The sequence below is a fragment of the Microbulbifer maximicatervae (SeqCode) genome, from assembly GCF_052467505.1.
On record NZ_CP174313.1, the window covers coordinates 362,052 to 380,143 of the forward strand.

The following is an 18,092-nucleotide window of genomic DNA, read 5'->3' on the forward strand; positions in this document are numbered from 1 at the left end:
ATGAGTGCAGATTGGCAGTTACTGCTGGAGCAGGTTGGAAATAAACTAGGACAAAATGTTGGCGACAGCCGTCGTTTTTTTCACGGCCGGGGTCGCAGCTATGAGGGCTTGGAGCAGGTCTGCGTCGACAGCTTTTTCCCCGCTTTGTTAGTGACTTTTTTTGAAGAATATGAAGGTGAAGTAGAGCTGTGTGAAAAACTCTGGCAAATGGCCGAGGCGCGAGGTTATCAGGGGGTCGCTGCGCAGCGACGCTATCTCCCTGGGGCACCTTTACAGTGGCACTTTGGTGAGCCGGTAACAGACCCGGTCGCGCAGCGTGGAGACCTTAAATTCCCCCTCACGTTTGATCGACAAAATGTGGGTTTCTTCCTGGATATTGAGCCGGGCAGGGCCTGGCTTGAAGAGCAGGTGCGTGCAAGAGCCGGGCAGACGTCGGCAAAAATGCTCAATCTTTTCGCTTTCACCTGTGCCTTTTCTGCGGTCGCGCGAGCGGCAGGTGATATCGATATTGTAAATGTGGATGTCAATCGCGGTGTTTTAAATCGCGGACGGGAAAATCACGAGGTTAATGGGCTGTCCCTCAAAGGGGTTCAGTTCCTGCAATTCGATGCGCTGCGTCAATTCAAGCGCTTCGATCGTCGCGGCCCCTTTGACCTGGGCATTGTCGATCCGCCGACGCGACAGAAAGGTCGCTTCGATGTCAGCCAGAATTATGAAAAGTTGCTGAGGCAGCTGCCCGCTTGTCTCGCCGCTGAGGCGGATCTGCTGATGGTGATCAACTCGCCACGGCACAGCGAAGCCCAGTTTAGGGAGTTAATCCTCGGATCTGACAGCGGTTATGAAGTTGTAGCGCGCTTGGAGCAGAACCCGGATTTCCCTGATCGGGACCCGGATGCTGCCCTAAAAATGTTGCACGTTAAATATCGTCGCCAATCCCGGTAATGGTGATTGTCAATGCCGCGCATTAAGGAACCCCTTACAGCGCGGCAAACTCCCGCATCAAGCGCTCCATCAGCGCCTGCAACTGGCCTGATGATCCCTCGCGCACAGCGCTGTTGAGCAACTGGGCGTTGCTCTGCCCGGACTCAGCTCCGGCATTAATCATTAGCAGGAAACCCTTGTGGGTTAATACCGCATCCTCCATCGCCTCCTGGCGCACCAGCTGGGAAAAGCTGATATAGCCACTCTGCTTTAGCCAGGTCATGGACCCCAGGCAGGCTAAATGGCGGGGGGAGTGCAGCCCGTACTCATCCGGTGAGTCGGGGCCGGAAATATCTTCCACGTAAACGGTTGCCGGTACCGGGAATTGATTAAACATTGCCAGCAGTACCCTGCCGGCATCCCGGTAAAAATCGTGAATATGTAAATCGTCCAGCATCAGCAGGAATATCGCTCCAAAAAGTCGCCCAGGCGTTCCATCGCATGCGATAAGTCGTCGGCACGGGGCAGGAAGACAATACGCAAGTGGTCCGGTGCATCCCAATGGAAGGCACTGCCTTGAGCCAGTAGTATTTTTTCCTGGCGCAGGAAATCCAGCACCAGCTGCTCGTCATTTTCGATCTTATGATGATCCAGATGCAGCTTGGGAAACAAGTAGATAGCACCGCTAGGTTTGACGCAGCTCACACCGGGAATGTCATTGAGCATGCGGTGGGCCATATCTCGCTGTTGGCGCAGGCGCCCGCCGGGCAGGACCAAATCGTTAATACTCTGGTAGCCACCGAGAGCGGTTTGTACTGCGAACATGGCGGGTACATTGCCGCACAGGCGCATAGAGGCGAGTATTTCCATCCCCTGAATAAAACCTTTGGCCCTGTGTTTGGTGCCGCTGATAACCATCCAGCCAGAGCGGAAGCCGGCCAGGCGGTAGGACTTGGACAGGCCGTTAAAACTCAGGCAGAGCACGTCCGGGGCCAGTTTGGCCATCGGGGTAAATTCCGCATCGTCGTAGAGAATCTTGCTATAAATCTCATCGGCGAAGATCACCAGGTTGTGACTGCGGGCAACCTCGACAATATCCTCCAGTAGTTCCCGGGGATAAACGGCGCCAGTAGGGTTATTGGGATTGATAACCACTATGCCGCGGGTTTTTGAAGTGATTTTTGCTTTGATATCCTCAATATCAGGCAGCCATCCGGACTCCTCGTCGCAGCGATAGAGAACTGGCTTGGCACCGGTGAGGTTGGTGGCGGCCATCCACAGGGGGTAGTTGGGCATTGGCAACAGCATTTCATCGCCATTGTTGAGAAGGGCCTGGGTGCTCATGGAGATCAGTTCGGAGACGCCGTTGCCCAGGTAAATATCGTTAATCTCGACGCCCGGGATACCCAGGGTCTGGCACTCTTGCATAATGGCCTTACGCGCAGCGAAGAGCCCTTTAGACTCGACGTAGCCCTGTGCCTCAGAGAGATTGTGAATGACGTCTTGGATAATCTCGTCGGGGGCGTTAAAACCGAAGGGGGCAGGGTTGCCAATATTCAGCTTGAGGATGCGGTGGCCTTCCTCTTCCATGCGCTGGGCCTGCTCCATCACGGGGCCGCGAATTTCGTAGCAGACGCCGTGCAGTTTTTCTGATTTATTGATGTCCTTCATGGTGACCTGGAAGCTCTATTGCAGAGCAGGAGCGGCCCAGGGCCGCGAGTTCAGTGCGCGAAAGCCGGGTAATGTCCACCAGCGGTAGGTACCACTCCTGCGGGAAACCGGGAACCGATACACATAGGCATTGCCACAAAGTGACGCCTGACCGGAAACCCCAATTGATTACGGAAACACTAGAGTATGTCAAAACAGATGGATGAGAACTACTGGCGGGATAAGCTTACAGATGAGGAGTTTAAGGTCTGCCGGGAAGGTGGGACAGAGGCGCCGTTTAGCGGCGAATATTGGGATGTTTTTGACGATGGCGTCTATCGTTGTCGTTGCTGTGGCGAGGTTTTATTCGGCTCGCAGTCAAAATTTGAGAGCGGTTGTGGTTGGCCCAGCTTTGATGCAGAGCATTATGAAGGTGCGGTGAAGGAGCTGCCTGACAGCAGCTACGGTATGCAGCGTGTAGAGATTCGCTGCAGTAAGTGCGATGCCCATCTCGGCCATGTATTCGACGATGGCCCCACCGATACGGGACTTCGATACTGTGTGAACTCTCTATCGGTAAAGCTGGACCAGGGCAGCGATGAAACGGAGGATGACACTGAGTGACGGAATCACACTGGAGTAATTGGCTATTGCGGGTGCAGTGGATTCTGTTACTGCTGATCGTCCTTGCGGCTGCCGCTTTGCGTTACGGGTTGCTGCACTTCTCTGTGGTTTTCAAAATATTTGTGTTTTCTGGCGGTGTAGCCTTGGCAATTGCGCTACTGAGCCTCTTTGTCTTTGTTTGGGGAGTGAGCAAGAGCAAGCCGTTGGTGCGCAGCAATGCTCTGTGGGCGGCGTTGCTCGGACTGCTGCCGGTGGCAATACCTCTGGTAACCGTAGGCAAGGGCAACTTCGATGTGCCAAGAATTCACGACATCAGTACCGATACCCGCAATCCCCCCCAGTATCAAGAGGTATTGAAGTTGCGCCAGAAAGGCGACAACAGTGCCGAATACGGTGGAGAGAAGGTGGCCGAATTGCAGCGGGAGGCGGATATATATGCCGATATAATGCCGTTGCACGTGGACTTCCCGATAGCTCGTACCACTGAGATCGCTGCTGAAGTGGCCGAAGACCTGGGCTGGAAAGTGGTTTCCTATGAGCCTCAGCGGGGCCACCTGGAGGCTGTAGCGAAAACACCGATCCTCGGTTTTACGGACGATATCGTTGTACGGGTCAGCGCTGACGTGGGTGGTGGCTCCAAAGTCGATGTGCGTTCCAGCTCCCGAGTCGGGGTCAGTGACTTAGGTACCAATGCGAAGCGTATCCGCCAATTTCTGGAAGAGTTGCACCTGCACGCGCTGGTGCTCGAGGGAACTGGCACAGAGCGGTACTAGAATGCACTCCAGAAATGGCTGGGTTTTGTAAGTGTCTGACAACAAAAGAAAAAAAATCAAAAAGAGTGTTGACAGGTTTAGCGGTGATCCATAGAATGCGCCCCACTTCTGACGCAGGGCTACACTCAAAGGTGGAGCGAAACGACAGAAGGTTTCTGGGTCCCCATCGTCTAGAGGCCTAGGACACCGCCCTTTCACGGCGGTAACAGGGGTTCGACTCCCCTTGGGGATGCCACGCGGGAATAGCTCAGTTGGTAGAGCGCAACCTTGCCAAGGTTGAGGTCGCCGGTTCGAACCCGGTTTCCCGCTCCAAATTTTTCGCTTTGCGAGATGATCTCTAGTCAACTCGGAAAGCACGCCACCGAGAAATCAGTGGCATTGCCATGGACAGCATGGCAGCGCCGGATCGAAAGGTCGAAGTGCAAGTTTCTGTCCCCATCGTCTAGAGGCCTAGGACACCGCCCTTTCACGGCGGTAACAGGGGTTCGACTCCCCTTGGGGATGCCAATACGACCCGGTAGCAATGCTACCGGGTCAATTGCGGGAATAGCTCAGTTGGTAGAGCGCAACCTTGCCAAGGTTGAGGTCGCCGGTTCGAACCCGGTTTCCCGCTCCAATTTTCTGCTTTGCGAGATGATCTCTAGTCAACTCGGAGAGCACGCCACCGAGAAATCAGTGGCATTGCCATGGACAGCATGGCAGCACCGGATCGAAAGGTCGAAGTGCAAGTTTCTGTCCCCATCGTCTAGAGGCCTAGGACACCGCCCTTTCACGGCGGTAACAGGGGTTCGACTCCCCTTGGGGATGCCAATACGACCCGGTAGCAATGCTACCGGGTCAATTGCGGGAATAGCTCAGTTGGTAGAGCGCAACCTTGCCAAGGTTGAGGTCGCCGGTTCGAACCCGGTTTCCCGCTCCAAATTTCCGCTTTGCGAGATGATCTCTAGTCAACTCGGAGAGCACGCCACCGAGAAATCAGTGGCATTGCCATGGACAGCATGGCAGCACCGGATCGCAAGGTCGAAGTGCAAGTTTCTGTCCCCATCGTCTAGAGGCCTAGGACACCGCCCTTTCACGGCGGTAACAGGGGTTCGACTCCCCTTGGGGATGCCAATACGACCCGGTAGCAATGCTACCGGGTCAATTGCGGGAATAGCTCAGTTGGTAGAGCGCAACCTTGCCAAGGTTGAGGTCGCCGGTTCGAACCCGGTTTCCCGCTCCAAAAATAAAAAGCCGCTCAATCGAGCGGCTTTTTGTTTTTCCGATATAGTAATTCTTATCTTCTGCACGGTTACTTTTGCCCGGGACTTGTGCAAGTTCCGGTTCATCCCACCAAGTGACGTGTATGAAAAACCCTAGCTCCCCTCAGGTTGAAATTATTCGGGCAAGCGCGTTGAATAACGCTCCCCACTATAGGAGTGCAAGATGAGCGCTGCGCTATCGATCCATAACTTACAGAAAACCTACGACAATGGTTTCCAGGCCCTGAAAGGCATCAGTTTTGACGTGCAGCCGGGAGACTTCTTTGCGCTGCTGGGCCCCAATGGGGCGGGGAAGTCCACCACAATCGGTATCATCTGTTCCCTGGTGCGCAAAAGCGGTGGTTCAGTGTCGATTTTTGGTGAGGATATCGACGTCGATTTTGCTGCGGCTAAGCGCCTGTTAGGTGTTGTGCCACAAGAATTTAACTTCAGCCAGTTTGAGAAAGTGTTCGATATTGTCGTTACGCAGGGCGGTTTTTACGGTATGCCGCGCAAACTGGCTGAAGAACGCACTGAGAAGTACCTGAAGCAGTTGGGTCTGTGGGATAAGCGCGCTACCCAGGCGCGAATGCTCTCCGGTGGTATGAAACGCAGATTGATGATTGCCCGCGCGCTGATTCACGAGCCGAAATTACTGATTCTGGATGAACCCACAGCCGGAGTGGATATAGAGCTGCGGCGTTCCATGTGGAGTTTCCTGGAAAAAATAAACCAGCAGGGCACCACAATTATTCTCACCACCCACTACCTGGAGGAAGCCGAGAGCCTCTGCCGCAATATAGCGATTATCGACAAGGGCACTATTGTCGAGAACACTTCGATAAAGTCACTGCTGAAAACCCTGAACCGGGAAACCTTTATCCTGGATTGCGCAGAATTTCTCACTGAGTGCCCGGACTTGTCCGGTTATGAAGGGCGCTTGCGAGACAATCACTCACTGGAAGTCACTATTGAAAAGGGACAATCTCTGACCGAGGTATTTGCGTCATTGCAGCGGCAGGGCATCACAGTCACCAGTATGCGCAATCGCGCCAATCGCTTGGAGGAATTGTTCCTTTCCATGTTGTCGGAAGAAAAAATGTCGGGGCTAGAAGAGTGAAGGGCAGATTAATCTGGATATCATTCAGCACTATTTACCGTCGGGAAGTCCGGCGCTTTATGCGTATATGGCCACAGACCCTTGTACCGCCGGTAATCACTATGTCACTGTACTTTGTGATCTTTGGCTCCCTGATTGGTCGGCGAATCGGTGATATGGGGGGCTATCCGTATATCGAGTTTGTTGTGCCGGGTTTGATCATGATGTCGGTGATTACCAACTCCTATGCCAACGTAGTTTCGTCTTTTTACAGCGCTAAATTTCAGCGCAGTGTGGAGGAGCTTTTGGTCTCGCCAACGCCGAATTGGGTGATTATGGCGGGCTATGTTCTCGGTGGCGTGTCACGGGGATTAATGGTGGGGTTGATAGTGACTCTCGTAGCGATGTTTTTTACCTCGCTGACGGTAGAGCACATATTTGTCACGGTAGCGATTGTATTTTTGACGGCGGTGCTGTTTTCCCTGGCCGGGTTTATCAATGCTATTTTTGCCAATAGTTTTGATGCTATCTCTATTATTCCGACCTTTGTATTAACTCCCCTCACATACTTGGGAGGCGTGTTTTACTCTATCGACCTGCTGTCGCCTTTTTGGCAGGGGTTGTCGAAATTGAACCCAATTCTTTATATGGTGAACTCCTTCCGTTACGGCATTTTGGGTGTTTCCGATATTAATGTTGTCGGGGCATTTTTTGGCGTCCTGGTATTTATTGCGCTTTTGGGATCCTGGGCCATTTATCTGATGAGCCACGGTAAGCGACTGAGACATTGAGCAAATTTATGACAAGAGAAGACTGGCAAAACCTCCCCCTGGGGCAGGAGACCACCTACGAATCCACTTACAACCCCGAGTTGCTCCATCCAATTCAGCGCTCTGTATCCCGAGCCCAGTTGGGGCTCTCTGCCGGCGCAATGCCTTTCTTTGGAGAGGATGAATGGTGGGGTTTTGAGCTTTCCTGGCTGAACCCCAGGGGCAAACCACAGGTGGCGGTGGCTCGTTTTAGTTTTCCTGCAGAAAGCCCCTGCATGGTGGAGTCAAAATCCTTCAAACTGTATTTAAACTCTTTCAACCAGAGCAAGTTTGAATCCTGGAGATTGGTACAGGATGCCCTGGTGCGGGACCTCTCTGCAGCGGCGGGGGCAAATGTCGGCGTTACCCTGATGGATGTGGAAGATGCAGCGCTGGCAGTTGAGAAGCCAGAGGGCTACTGTCTGGATCATCTCGATATAGAAGTGAATAATTACGAGCCGGCCCCCGCACTTCTCGCCCTCGAAGGCGGTGAGGAAGATGTGAGTGAGGTTCTTTATAGCCACTTGCTGCGCAGTAATTGTCCGGTAACGGGACAACCGGACTGGGCGACAGTGGTTGTGGACTATAAAGGGCCGGCACTGAAGCGAGAGGCACTGTTGGCTTATATTGTCTCTTTCCGCGAACATCAGGATTTTCACGAGCACTGTGTCGAGCGTATCTTTTGCGACTTGCAACAGTTGGCGGAGTTTACCGAGTTAACTGTATGTGCTCGCTATACCCGTCGTGGCGGCTTGGATATTAATCCGCTGAGATCGACTCGCATTGAGAAACGTATGCCTCCGCGTTTTGCCCGTCAATAATTTCCTTTCTTAAGTGCCACCGGAGTCCCCGGTGGCACGGCCCTTCAATTCCAATCTTTGCCTAGTGCCGACCTGGGTTGGCGCTGCGGTCTCTTAAGCTACGCTTTCCAGATAGGCCGGGGAAACCGACAGTGTAGTTGTGTTGGCCGCCCCACAGGAGGTGGAGTTGAGGCTGACAGATGGAGATTAATACCCAGTCCCCAGTAATTCCTGCCGTAGTTATCGGTTTTGCCCCACTTCTTTTTTCTCAACCCTCCACTGCAGAAGTTTATGTTAAAGCTGATGAACTGATACGGGTGATTGAGGCCCAGCAACAGCAGCTGGAAGAGCAGCAGGCCCAGATTCAGAAACAACAGGCAGACCTCGAAGCCCTGCGTCGGCAAATTGAGCAAATGCAACGGGCACCACCATCCCGACCGTCTCTGGAAGTAACTCCTGTACAGCCTGTCGAAGCACCGGTGAGCAAGGAGGATATGAATGACTTACAGCGACAGATTGAGGAAATACGCCAGGAAGTTCCACCTGGTTCGCTGCCTCCGCCGCGGGCCCAGACTGATCAGGCGGTACCTGACCCCAGTGACATCGAAGATGTGATTGCCAATGCGACAACGGAGTGGCCTGGCTCCATTCCCTTGTTGGGAAATACCATGAAGGCAAAGATCAGTGGCTTTGCGGACTTGGATGTCAATTATGATACCGACGCGATCATCAGCCCCGCACAATTTGTACCTGCCGATATTGTGACTTTCGATAAAACGGCTGCAGAGGGAGCGGACGGGCAGACAGAATTTACCGTGCAGACCTCCAGGTTGGTATTTGAGACCCTACAGCACTGGGAGGGACGTGAATTTAAAACCCTGATTTCGATGGACTTCCTGCAGGACTCCAGTGTTACCACTCCCAACCCCCGTATGCGCAAAGCTTATGGAGAAGTGAGTAATGCGCTTTGGGGGGGCAGTATTCTTGTGGGGCAGCAGTGGTCAACATTCGCGAACTTGGAAGCGGTCCCCAATACCCTGGATTTCCAGGGGCCTAATTCGGCATTTGGTTTGCGCCATTCAATGGTCCGATGGATTAAGAGGTACGGGTCACAGTATTACTTTAAGGTGGCTATTGAAGCGCCGGATTCACAAATATTCGAGGATGCAACCGAGGTTGCCCGCTGGCCCGATGCGGTATTTGCGCTGGAGTCGGACTTGCCTAGGTCCCAGGTACAAGCGGGTTTGGTATTAAGGGATTTGCGCGCGAGTGGCGATCCGGATTCAGCCGTATCGACTACCGGCTGGGGATTAAATTTAAGCGGCACTTTCAATATGCCCGGCGTACTTTCTAAAGACGTTCTTTATTACTCTTTGTCCCTCGGTGCGGGATATAGCGGTCTACTTAATGATGCGCCACCAGATGCAGCTTATGATTTTTTTGATAACTCCGTAGAGGCACTAAACACTACAGCCTGGTATCTGGGGTACCAGCACTGGTGGACTCCTTGCCTGTATACCGTGGCGACCTACGGCAGGGTAAGGCAGGATAATCTGGACTTCCAACCCGGTGAGGCCTACAAAGCAACCCAATACCGCAGTATCAATATTGTCTGGTTACCCTTTCCCCGTTGGTTGACTGGAATCGAGGTGCTCTACGGCGCCCGCAAAGACAAAGATGGAGATAGGGGGTCTTTGGTGCGGACACAATTTACGACCCGAATGACATTTTAACAAAGTAAAGTGTTTAAACGAGGTGTTCAGGTATATGCGAGTCAAACGAGAGAAGGTATTTCAAGCACGAGTTATTCGGTTGTTATGCAGCCTTTCAGTGATTTCCCTTCTGCTCGGATGGACTTCAGCCAGTACCGTGGTTACGCGGGTATGGCAGTCCCCATATATTGGTATTCAAAGCTTAGGAAAAACCCTGGTACTCGCATATACCCTGGTACCGAGGCCAATAGTCGGTGGGCAGGTAGAAAGGGAGTGGGTCATGCAGCTGCAGGATACGGGTATTGATGCGCATTCCTGGAGTGCTCTCGGGGCAATAAGTGGTGTTCCCTCAATGGGGGAGATTGCACCCTTACTCCGGGAGAGAGGATTTGACACTTTATTGGTTACCCAATTGTTGGCATTAAAACGGATCAACCCGAATATCCGCAACTCCCAGGTTGCTGTTGTGGAGACACGTCTATATTCGGCGCCTAGTGACGAAGTTTATTGGTCGGTTCAGTCGGATACTTTTTTATACAAGTATTCAGGGGAGGAGCTGCGCCATCCCAATGAGAGAGATTTACGCGAGTTTGTAGAGGTGATGATTCGCACTATGTCTGGCAATGGCGTTTTATAGCCGCTAATTTATCGTGATTTTTATCGAACCTTTCTCCAGGGCAATAGAACTGTTGTATTCAGCTATTCTGGTGAGACAAACCGTTGATGGGCCTATTAAAGAGTGCGCGTTCAATGGTTCGAAAGGGAATTCAAAGCGTTAGCTGGAATAGATGCCGGCTAACTACTTTTGGCGGTAGGCTTTACCATGGATTGGAATCTAAAAGCCCCTGTGGTTTTTTTGCGTGCATATCTAAGTTACTGGAGATGTGTTGAAGTGCACGCTCCACGATTATTATTTATTCTGCCAGTTTTTCTCTCAATTTTATTAATCCCCTATTCAGCCAGTGCTTCTGAAACTTTTCTGATGCCGTTGGGACCAGTGGCAGAGGAGCAGAAAGTACACTTCTTTTGGGCTATGGCACTCACCATGGTCGCTGTTCTCCCGGTATTTATCTTGGTGCCAGTAATCCTCTTTAAATACCGAAGAAAAAAAGGTCACGGATTCTATGCGCCAAAATGGGAAACCTATGGCCCGCTCGAAGTAATTATGTGGGGTGTGCCATTCCTGGTCATAATTGTGCTGTCAGTGATGCTCTGGCGTGCAACGGCACGGCTCGATCCCTATAAGGAAATACAGGGCGTTGTACCCCCGGTAAAAGTGCAGGTGGTGGGGCTCGACTGGAAGTGGTTATTTATCTATCCGGAGCTGGATATTGCAACAGTCGGTGAATTGGTTGTACCGGTACACACTCCAGTCTCAATGATATTGACCAGCGACACAGTAATGCAGTCGTTCTTTATTTCTGCACTGGCTGGGCAGATTTATGTGATGCCGGGTATGACGACAAAGCTCAATTTTATCGGTACAAAAACCGGCGACACCAGAGGGGAGAATACCCAATATACCGGCAATGGTTTTGTCGACCAGAATTTTGCAGTCAAGGTTGTGACTGATGAGAAATTTGAAGCCTGGGTAAAGCAAGTACGGACGGGTGGGATTGTCCTGAGTCCAGAAAATTATAACCGCCTGGCACAGCGAAATACCAAAAAACAAGCATACAAAGTCTTGGGAAATAGCAAGATGCCAGAAAATACACTGTATTTTAACTTGCCGGGCACAGACCTTTTTCACGAAATAGTAATGCGTTATCACTCCGGTAAACCGCTGAGCATAGAAGAGCAGCCCGGCACCCGAAAATTCGGCCGAGGCGAGGATGATGCCGAGGGAGCGCAGCCATGAACAATTTGGATTACGGTTGGCTGGGTAAGCTCAATTGGGATTCTCTGGTATTTAGCGGGTTTCTTGAGCGGCCCTCAGTCAGTGAGGCCGTTGCCAGTGTGGCGGGCTCGATAGTAATACTGGCAACAGTGGGAATCCTGTTTTTATTGACCTGGTTTAAAGTCTGGGGAACACTCTGGCGGGATTGGTTGACCAGCACTGATCACAAAAGAATCGGCATTATGTATATCGCTTTTGCGATCGTGATGTTGGTTCGAGGGTTGCTGGAGGGGATGGTAATGCGTGCCCAGCAAGCCGCCGCACCGGAAGGCTTCCTCTATGCAGATCACTTTGCCCAGTTGTTCAGTACACACGGCACCATAATGGTGTTTTTTGTGGCAGTTCCGTTTTTGGTGGGCCTTATTAATTTCGCTATGCCGCTGCAAATTGGTGCCCGTGATGTGGCCTTCCCGGTACTTAATCAAATCAGCCTGGCGGTGACAGTTTCTTCCGGTATTTTGTTGATGGTCTCTCTGGTGGTGGGGCAGTTTTCTACTGGGGGTTGGTCGGCTTATCCGCCTTATACGGGGGCGGATTTTAGCCCTGGGGTTGGGCCTGACTACTGGATATGGGCGATCGTATTTTCTGGGGCGGGGACCACATTAACGGGGATTAATTTCACCGTCACCGTGTATAAATGCCGTGGTCCAGGAATGCACTTATTCCGTATGCCACTGTTTTGTTGGACCGTACTCTGCGCCTCCATTCTAATGATTTTCGCAATGCCGCCTCTCAGCGTTGCCGCCTTAATGTTGGGCTTGGATCGCTACCTGGATTTCCACTTCTTCACCAATGACCTCGGTGGAAATATGATGAACTATGCCAATTTGTTTTGGCTCTTTGGCCACCCTGAGGTCTATCTATTGGTGTTGCCAGCCTATGGTATTTTTTCCGAGGTCTTTTCTACCTATTCGGCCAAAACTCTGTACGGCTATAAATCCCTGGTGATTGCCACCATGTGTATTGCGATCCTGTCCTTTACTGTGTGGTTACATCACTTTTTCACCATGGGGCAGAGTCCGACGATCAATATTGCCTTTGGTATAGCGACTATGCTGATCGCGGTGCCGACCGGGGTGAAAGTATACGACTGGATGGCGACCATGTATCGCGGTCGAATACGTTTTACCACTCCAATGGTTTATGCCATCGGCTTTTTAATCCTGTTCGTGATTGGTGGTCTGTCCGGCGTTATCCTGGCTAACCCCACTGTCGATTTCCAAGTGCACAATACACTGTTCCTGGTGGCGCATTTCCACAATGTTTTGATTCCCGGCGTGCTGTTTGGAATTTTGGCGGGGTACAACTACTGGTTCCCCAAAGCATTTGGTTTCCGCCTTAATGATAAGTGGGGCAAACGCTCAGCCTATCTCTGGTTTGCAGGATTTATGGTGACATTCTTCCCGCTCTATGGCGCCGGCTTATTGGGGATGCCAAGACGATCATTCAGCTATGCCGATCTCACATTCAAGCCGTACATGATCGTTGCTTTTATCGGCGCAATGATTGTTCTGGCGGCCTTAATTTCGCTGGTTATTCAATTTATCGTAAGTATCAGGGACCGAAAGAAAACCCAGGTTCCTGTGGGTGATCCTTGGGATGGACGGTCCCTGGAGTGGAACTCTCCCGCTCCAGTACCGGCTTATAACTTTGTTGAAATACCCAAGGTTACTGATCGGGATGCATTTACTGAGGCTAAGGAGCACGGTGAAGCCTATAAGCGGCCTAAAGTCTATCGAGACATAGAGCTCCCTAAAAATAATCCTCTCGGATTTATTTTGTGCGTTGTCAGTGGAATTTTGATGTTTGCCCTGGTTTGGTACATCTGGTGGCTTGCACTGATCTCCGCATTAACCATTTTGGTTGCAGTTATCGCGGCCACCTTCCGCAAAGAAACGGAATATATTATTCCTGCCAGTCAGTTAGAAAAGGATACGGAAGCTTGGTTGGCCTTGGTCGAGAAGAGCGAGGCAGTGAGCCGGGACCTGGAAGATTCCCCGCGAAATGTCGGCCTTGCGAAGCTGGAGATCTAAATGAATCCCGTCTCTTCACCGAAAAGCCCGGGCAGCATCAATCCCCACGAAGCCATCCACAGAGATCCCGATATGGTGATCTTTGGCTTCTGGGTCTTCATGATGAGCGACCTGATTTTCTTTGGGGTGGTATTTGCGATTTATATCACCATGGTGGGCGCTACCGCCGGAGGGCCGGGCCCGAAAGAGCTTTTTGATTTCGGCAGCTTGTTCGCCCAAACGATGCTTCTTCTAACCAGCAGCCTCACTGCGGGTATTGCGACAGTTATTGTTAAGCATGAACGCAGTCGCGCTGCCTTTCTATTTTGGGTGGTGATAACCCTGTTGCTGGGCATGGGTTTCCTGGCATTGGAACTGTACGACTTTGCCGGGATGGCCGAGAAGGGCGGGGTGCCACAGCGCAGTGGTTACCTGTCAGCCTTTTTTGGTTTAGTGCCCTTGCACGGTCTCCATGTCACTTTCGGCTGTCTGTGGATGATCGTTTTGATCGTTCAGGTTTTCACTATGGGATTGGGAGATGTCGTAAAGCTGCGCTTTCTGCGCCTGGCATTATTCTGGCATTTCCTCGATTTGATTTGGATCGGAATTTTTTCCGTGGTTTATTTCGGTGGCTGGGTCTATGGCTAAAGAACCGACTTTTGCACAACACCTGCGGCTGTATATCACAGGTTATATCCTGTCTATTGTGCTCACTCTAGCGGCTTTTGCCGCAGTGCTGACGATCGGAAGGGAGAATAAAAGTGTCTTGATTCTGGTTGCGTTACTAGGGGTTGCGCAGCTGGTGGTGCAATTAAAATATTTCTTGAACGTAACGACCCAACGGGACCGGAGGGATAACCTGACGTTAATCCTTTTCTCTAGCTTAATTCTTTTGATTATTGTGTTAGGTACAGTCTGGATTATGGGGAACCTGGCGGTGCGTATGCATACAACTATGTAGCGCTTTACGCTTACGCACCTTTTATAAAATTAAATAATAACTTTGCTCTTCAGGTTGGATGCTGCTTTTTGCAGGGACTGTAAAACCTTTTCTTTATCGTAATTTCGGATTTTATCCAGGTCTAAATGCATTGAGAATCCGGGGGCATGCTCCTCCAGGTAACTCTGCTGCCCACCCAGGTTCTTACGCAGATCAGTAACCTGGTAAACCTTCACCGGGGTACTAATACCTTTTACGGTGATATGCCCTTTGTCCCGGCACATTACCGTGTGTTTGATCATGGCCCAGGTCTCGTGGCTAATCAGGATTTCTCCCGGCTGGGCGGCGCCTTCCAATCGTGAAGCGAGGTTAACGTGGGTACCCATCACCGTGTAAGACTGGTAGTTGGCGGTACCAAAAATGCCGACAGTACAGTAGCCGGTATTAATACCCATACGAACCTGTAGAGGGCGCGAGATACCTTTGTTGTACCATTCCTGCTTCATTTCACGTACGCGTTTACGCATCGCCAGGGCCATAGCTACGCAGCGCAGAGCGTCTGACTTGGGTCCCTTACTCTCATCGTCCCCAAAAACAACCATTACCGCATCGCCGATAAACTTATCGATAGTGCCGCCGTATTGTCCAGCTATACGTGCCATTTCGGAGAGGTAATTATTGAGCAGCTGGGTAAAGGTCTCTGCCTCTAACTCCTCGGTGAGCTGGCTGAAGTCTTTGATGTCAGAAAAGAAAACGGTGAGGAGCTTTCGCTGGGTCACCAGAGCTTCTTCATCCCCGGTAGTGACAGAGCGCCACAGCTTTTGTGGCAGGTATTTGGAAAGTTTGTAGGAGCGAACCTTGCTAACGCGTTGCTCAACCATCAGGGAGTGATTGGCTTCCTTAAGCTGGCCAATCTGGCGGTGGGTAAAGAATGCATAGGCGCATAAATAGGCCAGAATACAGATCAGGCTCACGGTGCTGATAGTGAGGTCAGCGCTCACTAGCAGAGATGGCTCGTGCATCAGGTACCCGATAACGACCCCAACCAATAAGCCGGTATTGTGCTCAAACCAAGCGCGACCACCGCCGCCCCCAGTGAGGGCATTCAGCTGGACCATGGTAACCAGCAGCAGCGAGGGCAGCATGCTGAAGTCTGCCAGGGATATGGTGATGCCGATCAGTACTGTATCCAGGAAAGAGAGGCAGCGGCGGGTTTTCAGTGCTTTTTTATCGCCAGTTTTGTAGAGGATAAATTGGGCGAGAGCGGTATAAGCAATGATAAAAAGAGCAGATCCGGTAATAACCAGCTTGTCTGATTGCCATGGCGCATCCCAATTCACCGCGTTTGCCAGGGTACCGGCAGCGGCAAATAAAATCAGGGTGCGAAAATAGGTGGAGTAGCGAGGGTTAACATTCCGCCCCGTGCTCTCCTCAAGCTGGTCCTGCATTTGTGTTGTTCTTTGTCCGTTTGAGCAGAAAGTGAACACCTTGCGCGTTGGCGATAGGGTGGCTCCGATTTCCCCATCCACCGTATAGCCACGCCGTGACTCCAGCAGCGCAGTTTACTCTTCCGAGGAACAGAATGCGAAAAAACTGTGCATGCAAGTGATATTTTTCTCGTTGTTGTCGCCGGTGATATTACCGCACCTCTAGCCTCAGAACCTCCCAATTTTCATGGCAGATTTGCAGTTTAGGCAGGGAGGGTACCTTAGGGCTTTGTGTATCAAGGTTTATATAGATAGCGACCACTGACTCTACAGCAGGCCAAGGATTATGACAGGGTGCTTTTCCGACATTATTAACCTAGATCAATCTGAGCTCAGGAATCCGGGCGACTTGTACCAGGTGAAGGGAAAAGGGGGGGGCAGCAAAAGGCAATTTTTCTTATAGCTGCTTTAAGGGGTTGGGTATCGGCCTCAGATAAAGCCGGGCTTATATTCACCTTTGAGTCAAGGGGTTACATAAGTTGTACAGCCCTTATATTGGAGAACTGAAGGGGCAGAGCAGGCCGGAAAACTAATGCTGGTCGGACTAATATAGAGCCTGGATCAATCGACTCACAGAGTCTAGTCACCAAACCTGCGATAGCTGAGGGGCTCATTTGAAGGGGCAAATAGTCGTGGTGACTTGTGCGGATAGCCTGAGCTCCCTCATGATGCCCCGTTTTAACAGCCAGAGAGACTTTTTTCGCATTAGTGCTTGCACAACAAGGAACATTTGGGTAAAGTGCGCGCTCTCTCGACGACACAGCAGCTATCTTCCTGATTTCCTTGAAGATTTCGCTGAAGAGAGAGACCGCTACAACGCGGAGAGCCCTCGCGAAGGGTGACAATTTGGTGAGGTGTCCGAGTGGTCGAAGGAGCACGCCTGGAAAGTGTGTATGTCGCAAGGCATCGAGGGTTCGAATCCCTCCCTCACCGCCATCTTCTAAAAGCCCGGCTTATGCCGGGCTTTTTTGTTTCCAGGGTTTCCAGCCCCTTCAGTCCCGTTTTTTTGGCAGGTGATCTTGCGGGGTAAAGCTGCCGAGCTTTCGAGTCGACACTAAGCGTGAGCTGCATCATTCGGCCCTTTCTAATACTAAAAGTCTACTTTTCCGGTCATCTATGTAGGCAGCCCCGGAGCCGATGGGGTGTTGTTCAGGGTAGTCCTTATTAGCTGTTCGATAAATACTGCTGTGTTTGAAGCCTTCGAGATAATCGCGGTCATGTAAGAGTATTGTGCGATGAAGTGTCTTGGTTAGTGAGATTGTATTTTAAGTTTTGACCGACTCCCTTGTATGTTTTTCGATTACCTATAATTTAATTCTCATGTTGTAGGTAGATAGGTGGAAACACTTTCAAGTGCAAACTAAGTGCGTTACAAGTTGTTGATGAAAGGATGCTATCTCGTGAGTTAGTCCAGATTTTTTATATTCTGCAGTTTATGATGATAGTGAAAAAGTACGGGGTGGATTTCTAAAGGTAAGAATCGATTAGGACCGCAGTGCTTTTTAGGGGGGGAGATTTCTGTATATGGCCACAGTTGGCTTTAGGTGATGAATTTGTACATGCTTACTGAATTTTTCACCTAGTATCTGAGGAAATAAACAGTGGGCTAGGAAAAAGAGGGAGAATAATTTTAAAGATACTTGAGGAATATTTTTCACTAGTTCTTGGGTGCGTATTTTTTTTGTAGTGTCTGTCTAAGTGCTATTTGTTGGTGGTTAGGGTTGTGTAGAGTGCTCCTTGTGGGTTTTTATTTATTCTTTTTGTTTTAGCTTCTACTTTGCTCATATTATAGGTGTTAAATGTAATTATTGGATGTGAACAGAACTGTTAAGGTATCAGCCGCTTTTCAAGTATAGGCAGCTAAGACTTTTATATCTGATTGGCTGGGATTGTGGTGGCCCTGGGAAGGTCTATTCTTCTTACTTTTATGGTGTTTAGTTTGGCATTAAAATAGTGCTTGACTGAACTGTTGCTATGATGGCTTATTCTTGAGCTTTTTTTTGATATTTTTGAAAACTAATTGGGGGGCGTAATATGCGTGGTTCCATCCATTATTACCTTCTCTGTATACCTTGTAATTGAGGCCGGTAATAGTGAGGGCTATCTGTAACAGCGGGTTTTTCTGTT

The 18,092-nt window shown here is 50.7% G+C and carries 15 protein-coding genes and 9 tRNA genes; 21 read left to right on the forward strand and 3 right to left on the reverse strand.

Annotated elements, in window-relative coordinates; all coding sequences use genetic code 11:
* Entirely contained in the window at positions 1-942 is a 942-nt protein-coding gene (locus ACJJIN_RS01585; RefSeq protein WP_444896620.1) for a class I SAM-dependent methyltransferase, read from the forward strand.
* 34 nt (positions 943-976) lie between these two features.
* Here ACJJIN_RS01585 and ACJJIN_RS01590 read toward each other — a convergent pair whose 3' ends face one another.
* On the reverse strand, positions 977-1,378 hold the full coding sequence (locus ACJJIN_RS01590; protein ID WP_444896621.1) for a hypothetical protein: 402 nt from the start codon (positions 1,376-1,378) through the stop codon (positions 977-979).
* The gene (locus ACJJIN_RS01595) at positions 1,378-2,592 is read right to left on the reverse strand and encodes a pyridoxal phosphate-dependent aminotransferase (RefSeq protein ID WP_108732567.1); all 1,215 of its coding nucleotides are present in this window, start codon (positions 2,590-2,592) and stop codon (positions 1,378-1,380) included. Before ACJJIN_RS01595 ends, ACJJIN_RS01590 begins: the two co-directional genes overlap by 1 nt.
* A 186-nt stretch (positions 2,593-2,778) precedes the next feature.
* Between ACJJIN_RS01595 and msrB the strand changes: the two genes are divergently transcribed.
* The 19 genes from msrB to cyoD all read left to right on the forward strand — a co-directional run bounded on the left by msrB (position 2,779) and on the right by cyoD (position 14,499).
* Positions 2,779-3,195 carry a peptide-methionine (R)-S-oxide reductase MsrB gene (gene msrB / locus ACJJIN_RS01600; RefSeq protein ID WP_444896622.1) on the forward strand — a complete coding sequence of 139 codons (417 nt, stop codon included), beginning with the start codon at positions 2,779-2,781 and terminating at the stop codon, positions 3,193-3,195.
* Positions 3,192-3,968, forward strand: a complete 777-nt coding sequence (locus tag ACJJIN_RS01605; RefSeq protein WP_444896623.1) for a DUF1499 domain-containing protein — start codon at positions 3,192-3,194, stop codon at positions 3,966-3,968. Before msrB ends, ACJJIN_RS01605 begins: the two co-directional genes overlap by 4 nt.
* 159 nt (positions 3,969-4,127) lie before the next feature.
* A tRNA-Glu gene (locus ACJJIN_RS01610) sits at positions 4,128-4,203 on the forward strand.
* A gap of 1 nt (position 4,204) precedes the next feature.
* Positions 4,205-4,280: transfer RNA gene (locus ACJJIN_RS01615), tRNA-Gly, on the forward strand.
* A 119-nt stretch (positions 4,281-4,399) separates the two neighbouring features.
* A tRNA-Glu gene (locus ACJJIN_RS01620) sits at positions 4,400-4,475 on the forward strand.
* A 33-nt stretch (positions 4,476-4,508) separates the two neighbouring features.
* Positions 4,509-4,584, forward strand: a tRNA-Gly gene (locus ACJJIN_RS01625).
* Between the two features lie 118 nt (positions 4,585-4,702).
* A tRNA-Glu gene (locus ACJJIN_RS01630) sits at positions 4,703-4,778 on the forward strand.
* 33 nt (positions 4,779-4,811) lie between these two features.
* Positions 4,812-4,887 (forward strand) — tRNA-Gly (locus ACJJIN_RS01635).
* A gap of 118 nt (positions 4,888-5,005) precedes the next feature.
* A tRNA-Glu gene (locus ACJJIN_RS01640) sits at positions 5,006-5,081 on the forward strand.
* Between the two features lie 33 nt (positions 5,082-5,114).
* Positions 5,115-5,190, forward strand: a tRNA-Gly gene (locus ACJJIN_RS01645).
* Between the two features lie 203 nt (positions 5,191-5,393).
* Complete coding sequence (locus ACJJIN_RS01650) at positions 5,394-6,329, forward strand: ABC transporter ATP-binding protein (RefSeq protein ID WP_413665083.1); 936 nt, start codon at positions 5,394-5,396, stop codon at positions 6,327-6,329.
* Positions 6,326-7,099 (forward strand): ABC transporter permease, encoded by a 774-nt coding sequence (locus ACJJIN_RS01655; protein WP_282933542.1) that lies wholly within the window; start codon positions 6,326-6,328, stop codon positions 7,097-7,099. The genes ACJJIN_RS01650 and ACJJIN_RS01655 overlap by 4 nt, the downstream gene beginning before the upstream one ends.
* 8 nt (positions 7,100-7,107) lie before the next feature.
* Positions 7,108-7,938, forward strand: a complete 831-nt coding sequence (gene queF / locus ACJJIN_RS01660; protein ID WP_444896624.1) for an NADPH-dependent 7-cyano-7-deazaguanine reductase QueF — start codon at positions 7,108-7,110, stop codon at positions 7,936-7,938.
* A gap of 179 nt (positions 7,939-8,117) precedes the next feature.
* Complete coding sequence (locus ACJJIN_RS01665; RefSeq protein WP_444896625.1) at positions 8,118-9,650, forward strand: DcaP family trimeric outer membrane transporter; 1,533 nt, start codon at positions 8,118-8,120, stop codon at positions 9,648-9,650.
* Between the two features lie 34 nt (positions 9,651-9,684).
* Positions 9,685-10,266, forward strand: coding sequence for a hypothetical protein (locus ACJJIN_RS01670; protein ID WP_444896626.1), 582 nt, complete (start codon positions 9,685-9,687; stop codon positions 10,264-10,266).
* Between the two features lie 255 nt (positions 10,267-10,521).
* Positions 10,522-11,487: a cytochrome c oxidase subunit II gene (locus tag ACJJIN_RS01675; RefSeq protein ID WP_444896627.1), complete on the forward strand. Its 966-nt coding sequence runs from the start codon at positions 10,522-10,524 to the stop codon at positions 11,485-11,487.
* Entirely contained in the window at positions 11,484-13,559 is a 2,076-nt protein-coding gene (locus tag ACJJIN_RS01680) for a cbb3-type cytochrome c oxidase subunit I (protein WP_413665088.1), read from the forward strand. Before ACJJIN_RS01675 ends, ACJJIN_RS01680 begins: the two co-directional genes overlap by 4 nt.
* A complete protein-coding gene (locus tag ACJJIN_RS01685) occupies positions 13,560-14,186 on the forward strand; it encodes a cytochrome c oxidase subunit 3 (protein ID WP_444894403.1) in 627 nt (208 codons plus the stop codon).
* Positions 14,179-14,499 (forward strand): cytochrome o ubiquinol oxidase subunit IV, encoded by a 321-nt coding sequence (gene cyoD / locus ACJJIN_RS01690; RefSeq protein ID WP_444896628.1) that lies wholly within the window; start codon positions 14,179-14,181, stop codon positions 14,497-14,499. Before ACJJIN_RS01685 ends, cyoD begins: the two co-directional genes overlap by 8 nt.
* Positions 14,500-14,528: 29 nt before the next feature.
* Here cyoD and ACJJIN_RS01695 read toward each other — a convergent pair whose 3' ends face one another.
* Positions 14,529-15,926, reverse strand: a complete 1,398-nt coding sequence (locus ACJJIN_RS01695) for an adenylate/guanylate cyclase domain-containing protein (protein WP_282933535.1) — start codon at positions 15,924-15,926, stop codon at positions 14,529-14,531.
* Positions 15,927-16,813: 887 nt separating this feature from the next.
* Between ACJJIN_RS01695 and ACJJIN_RS01700 the strand changes: the two genes are divergently transcribed.
* A tRNA-Ser gene (locus ACJJIN_RS01700) sits at positions 16,814-16,901 on the forward strand.
* Positions 16,902-18,092: the final 1,191 nt, after the last annotated feature.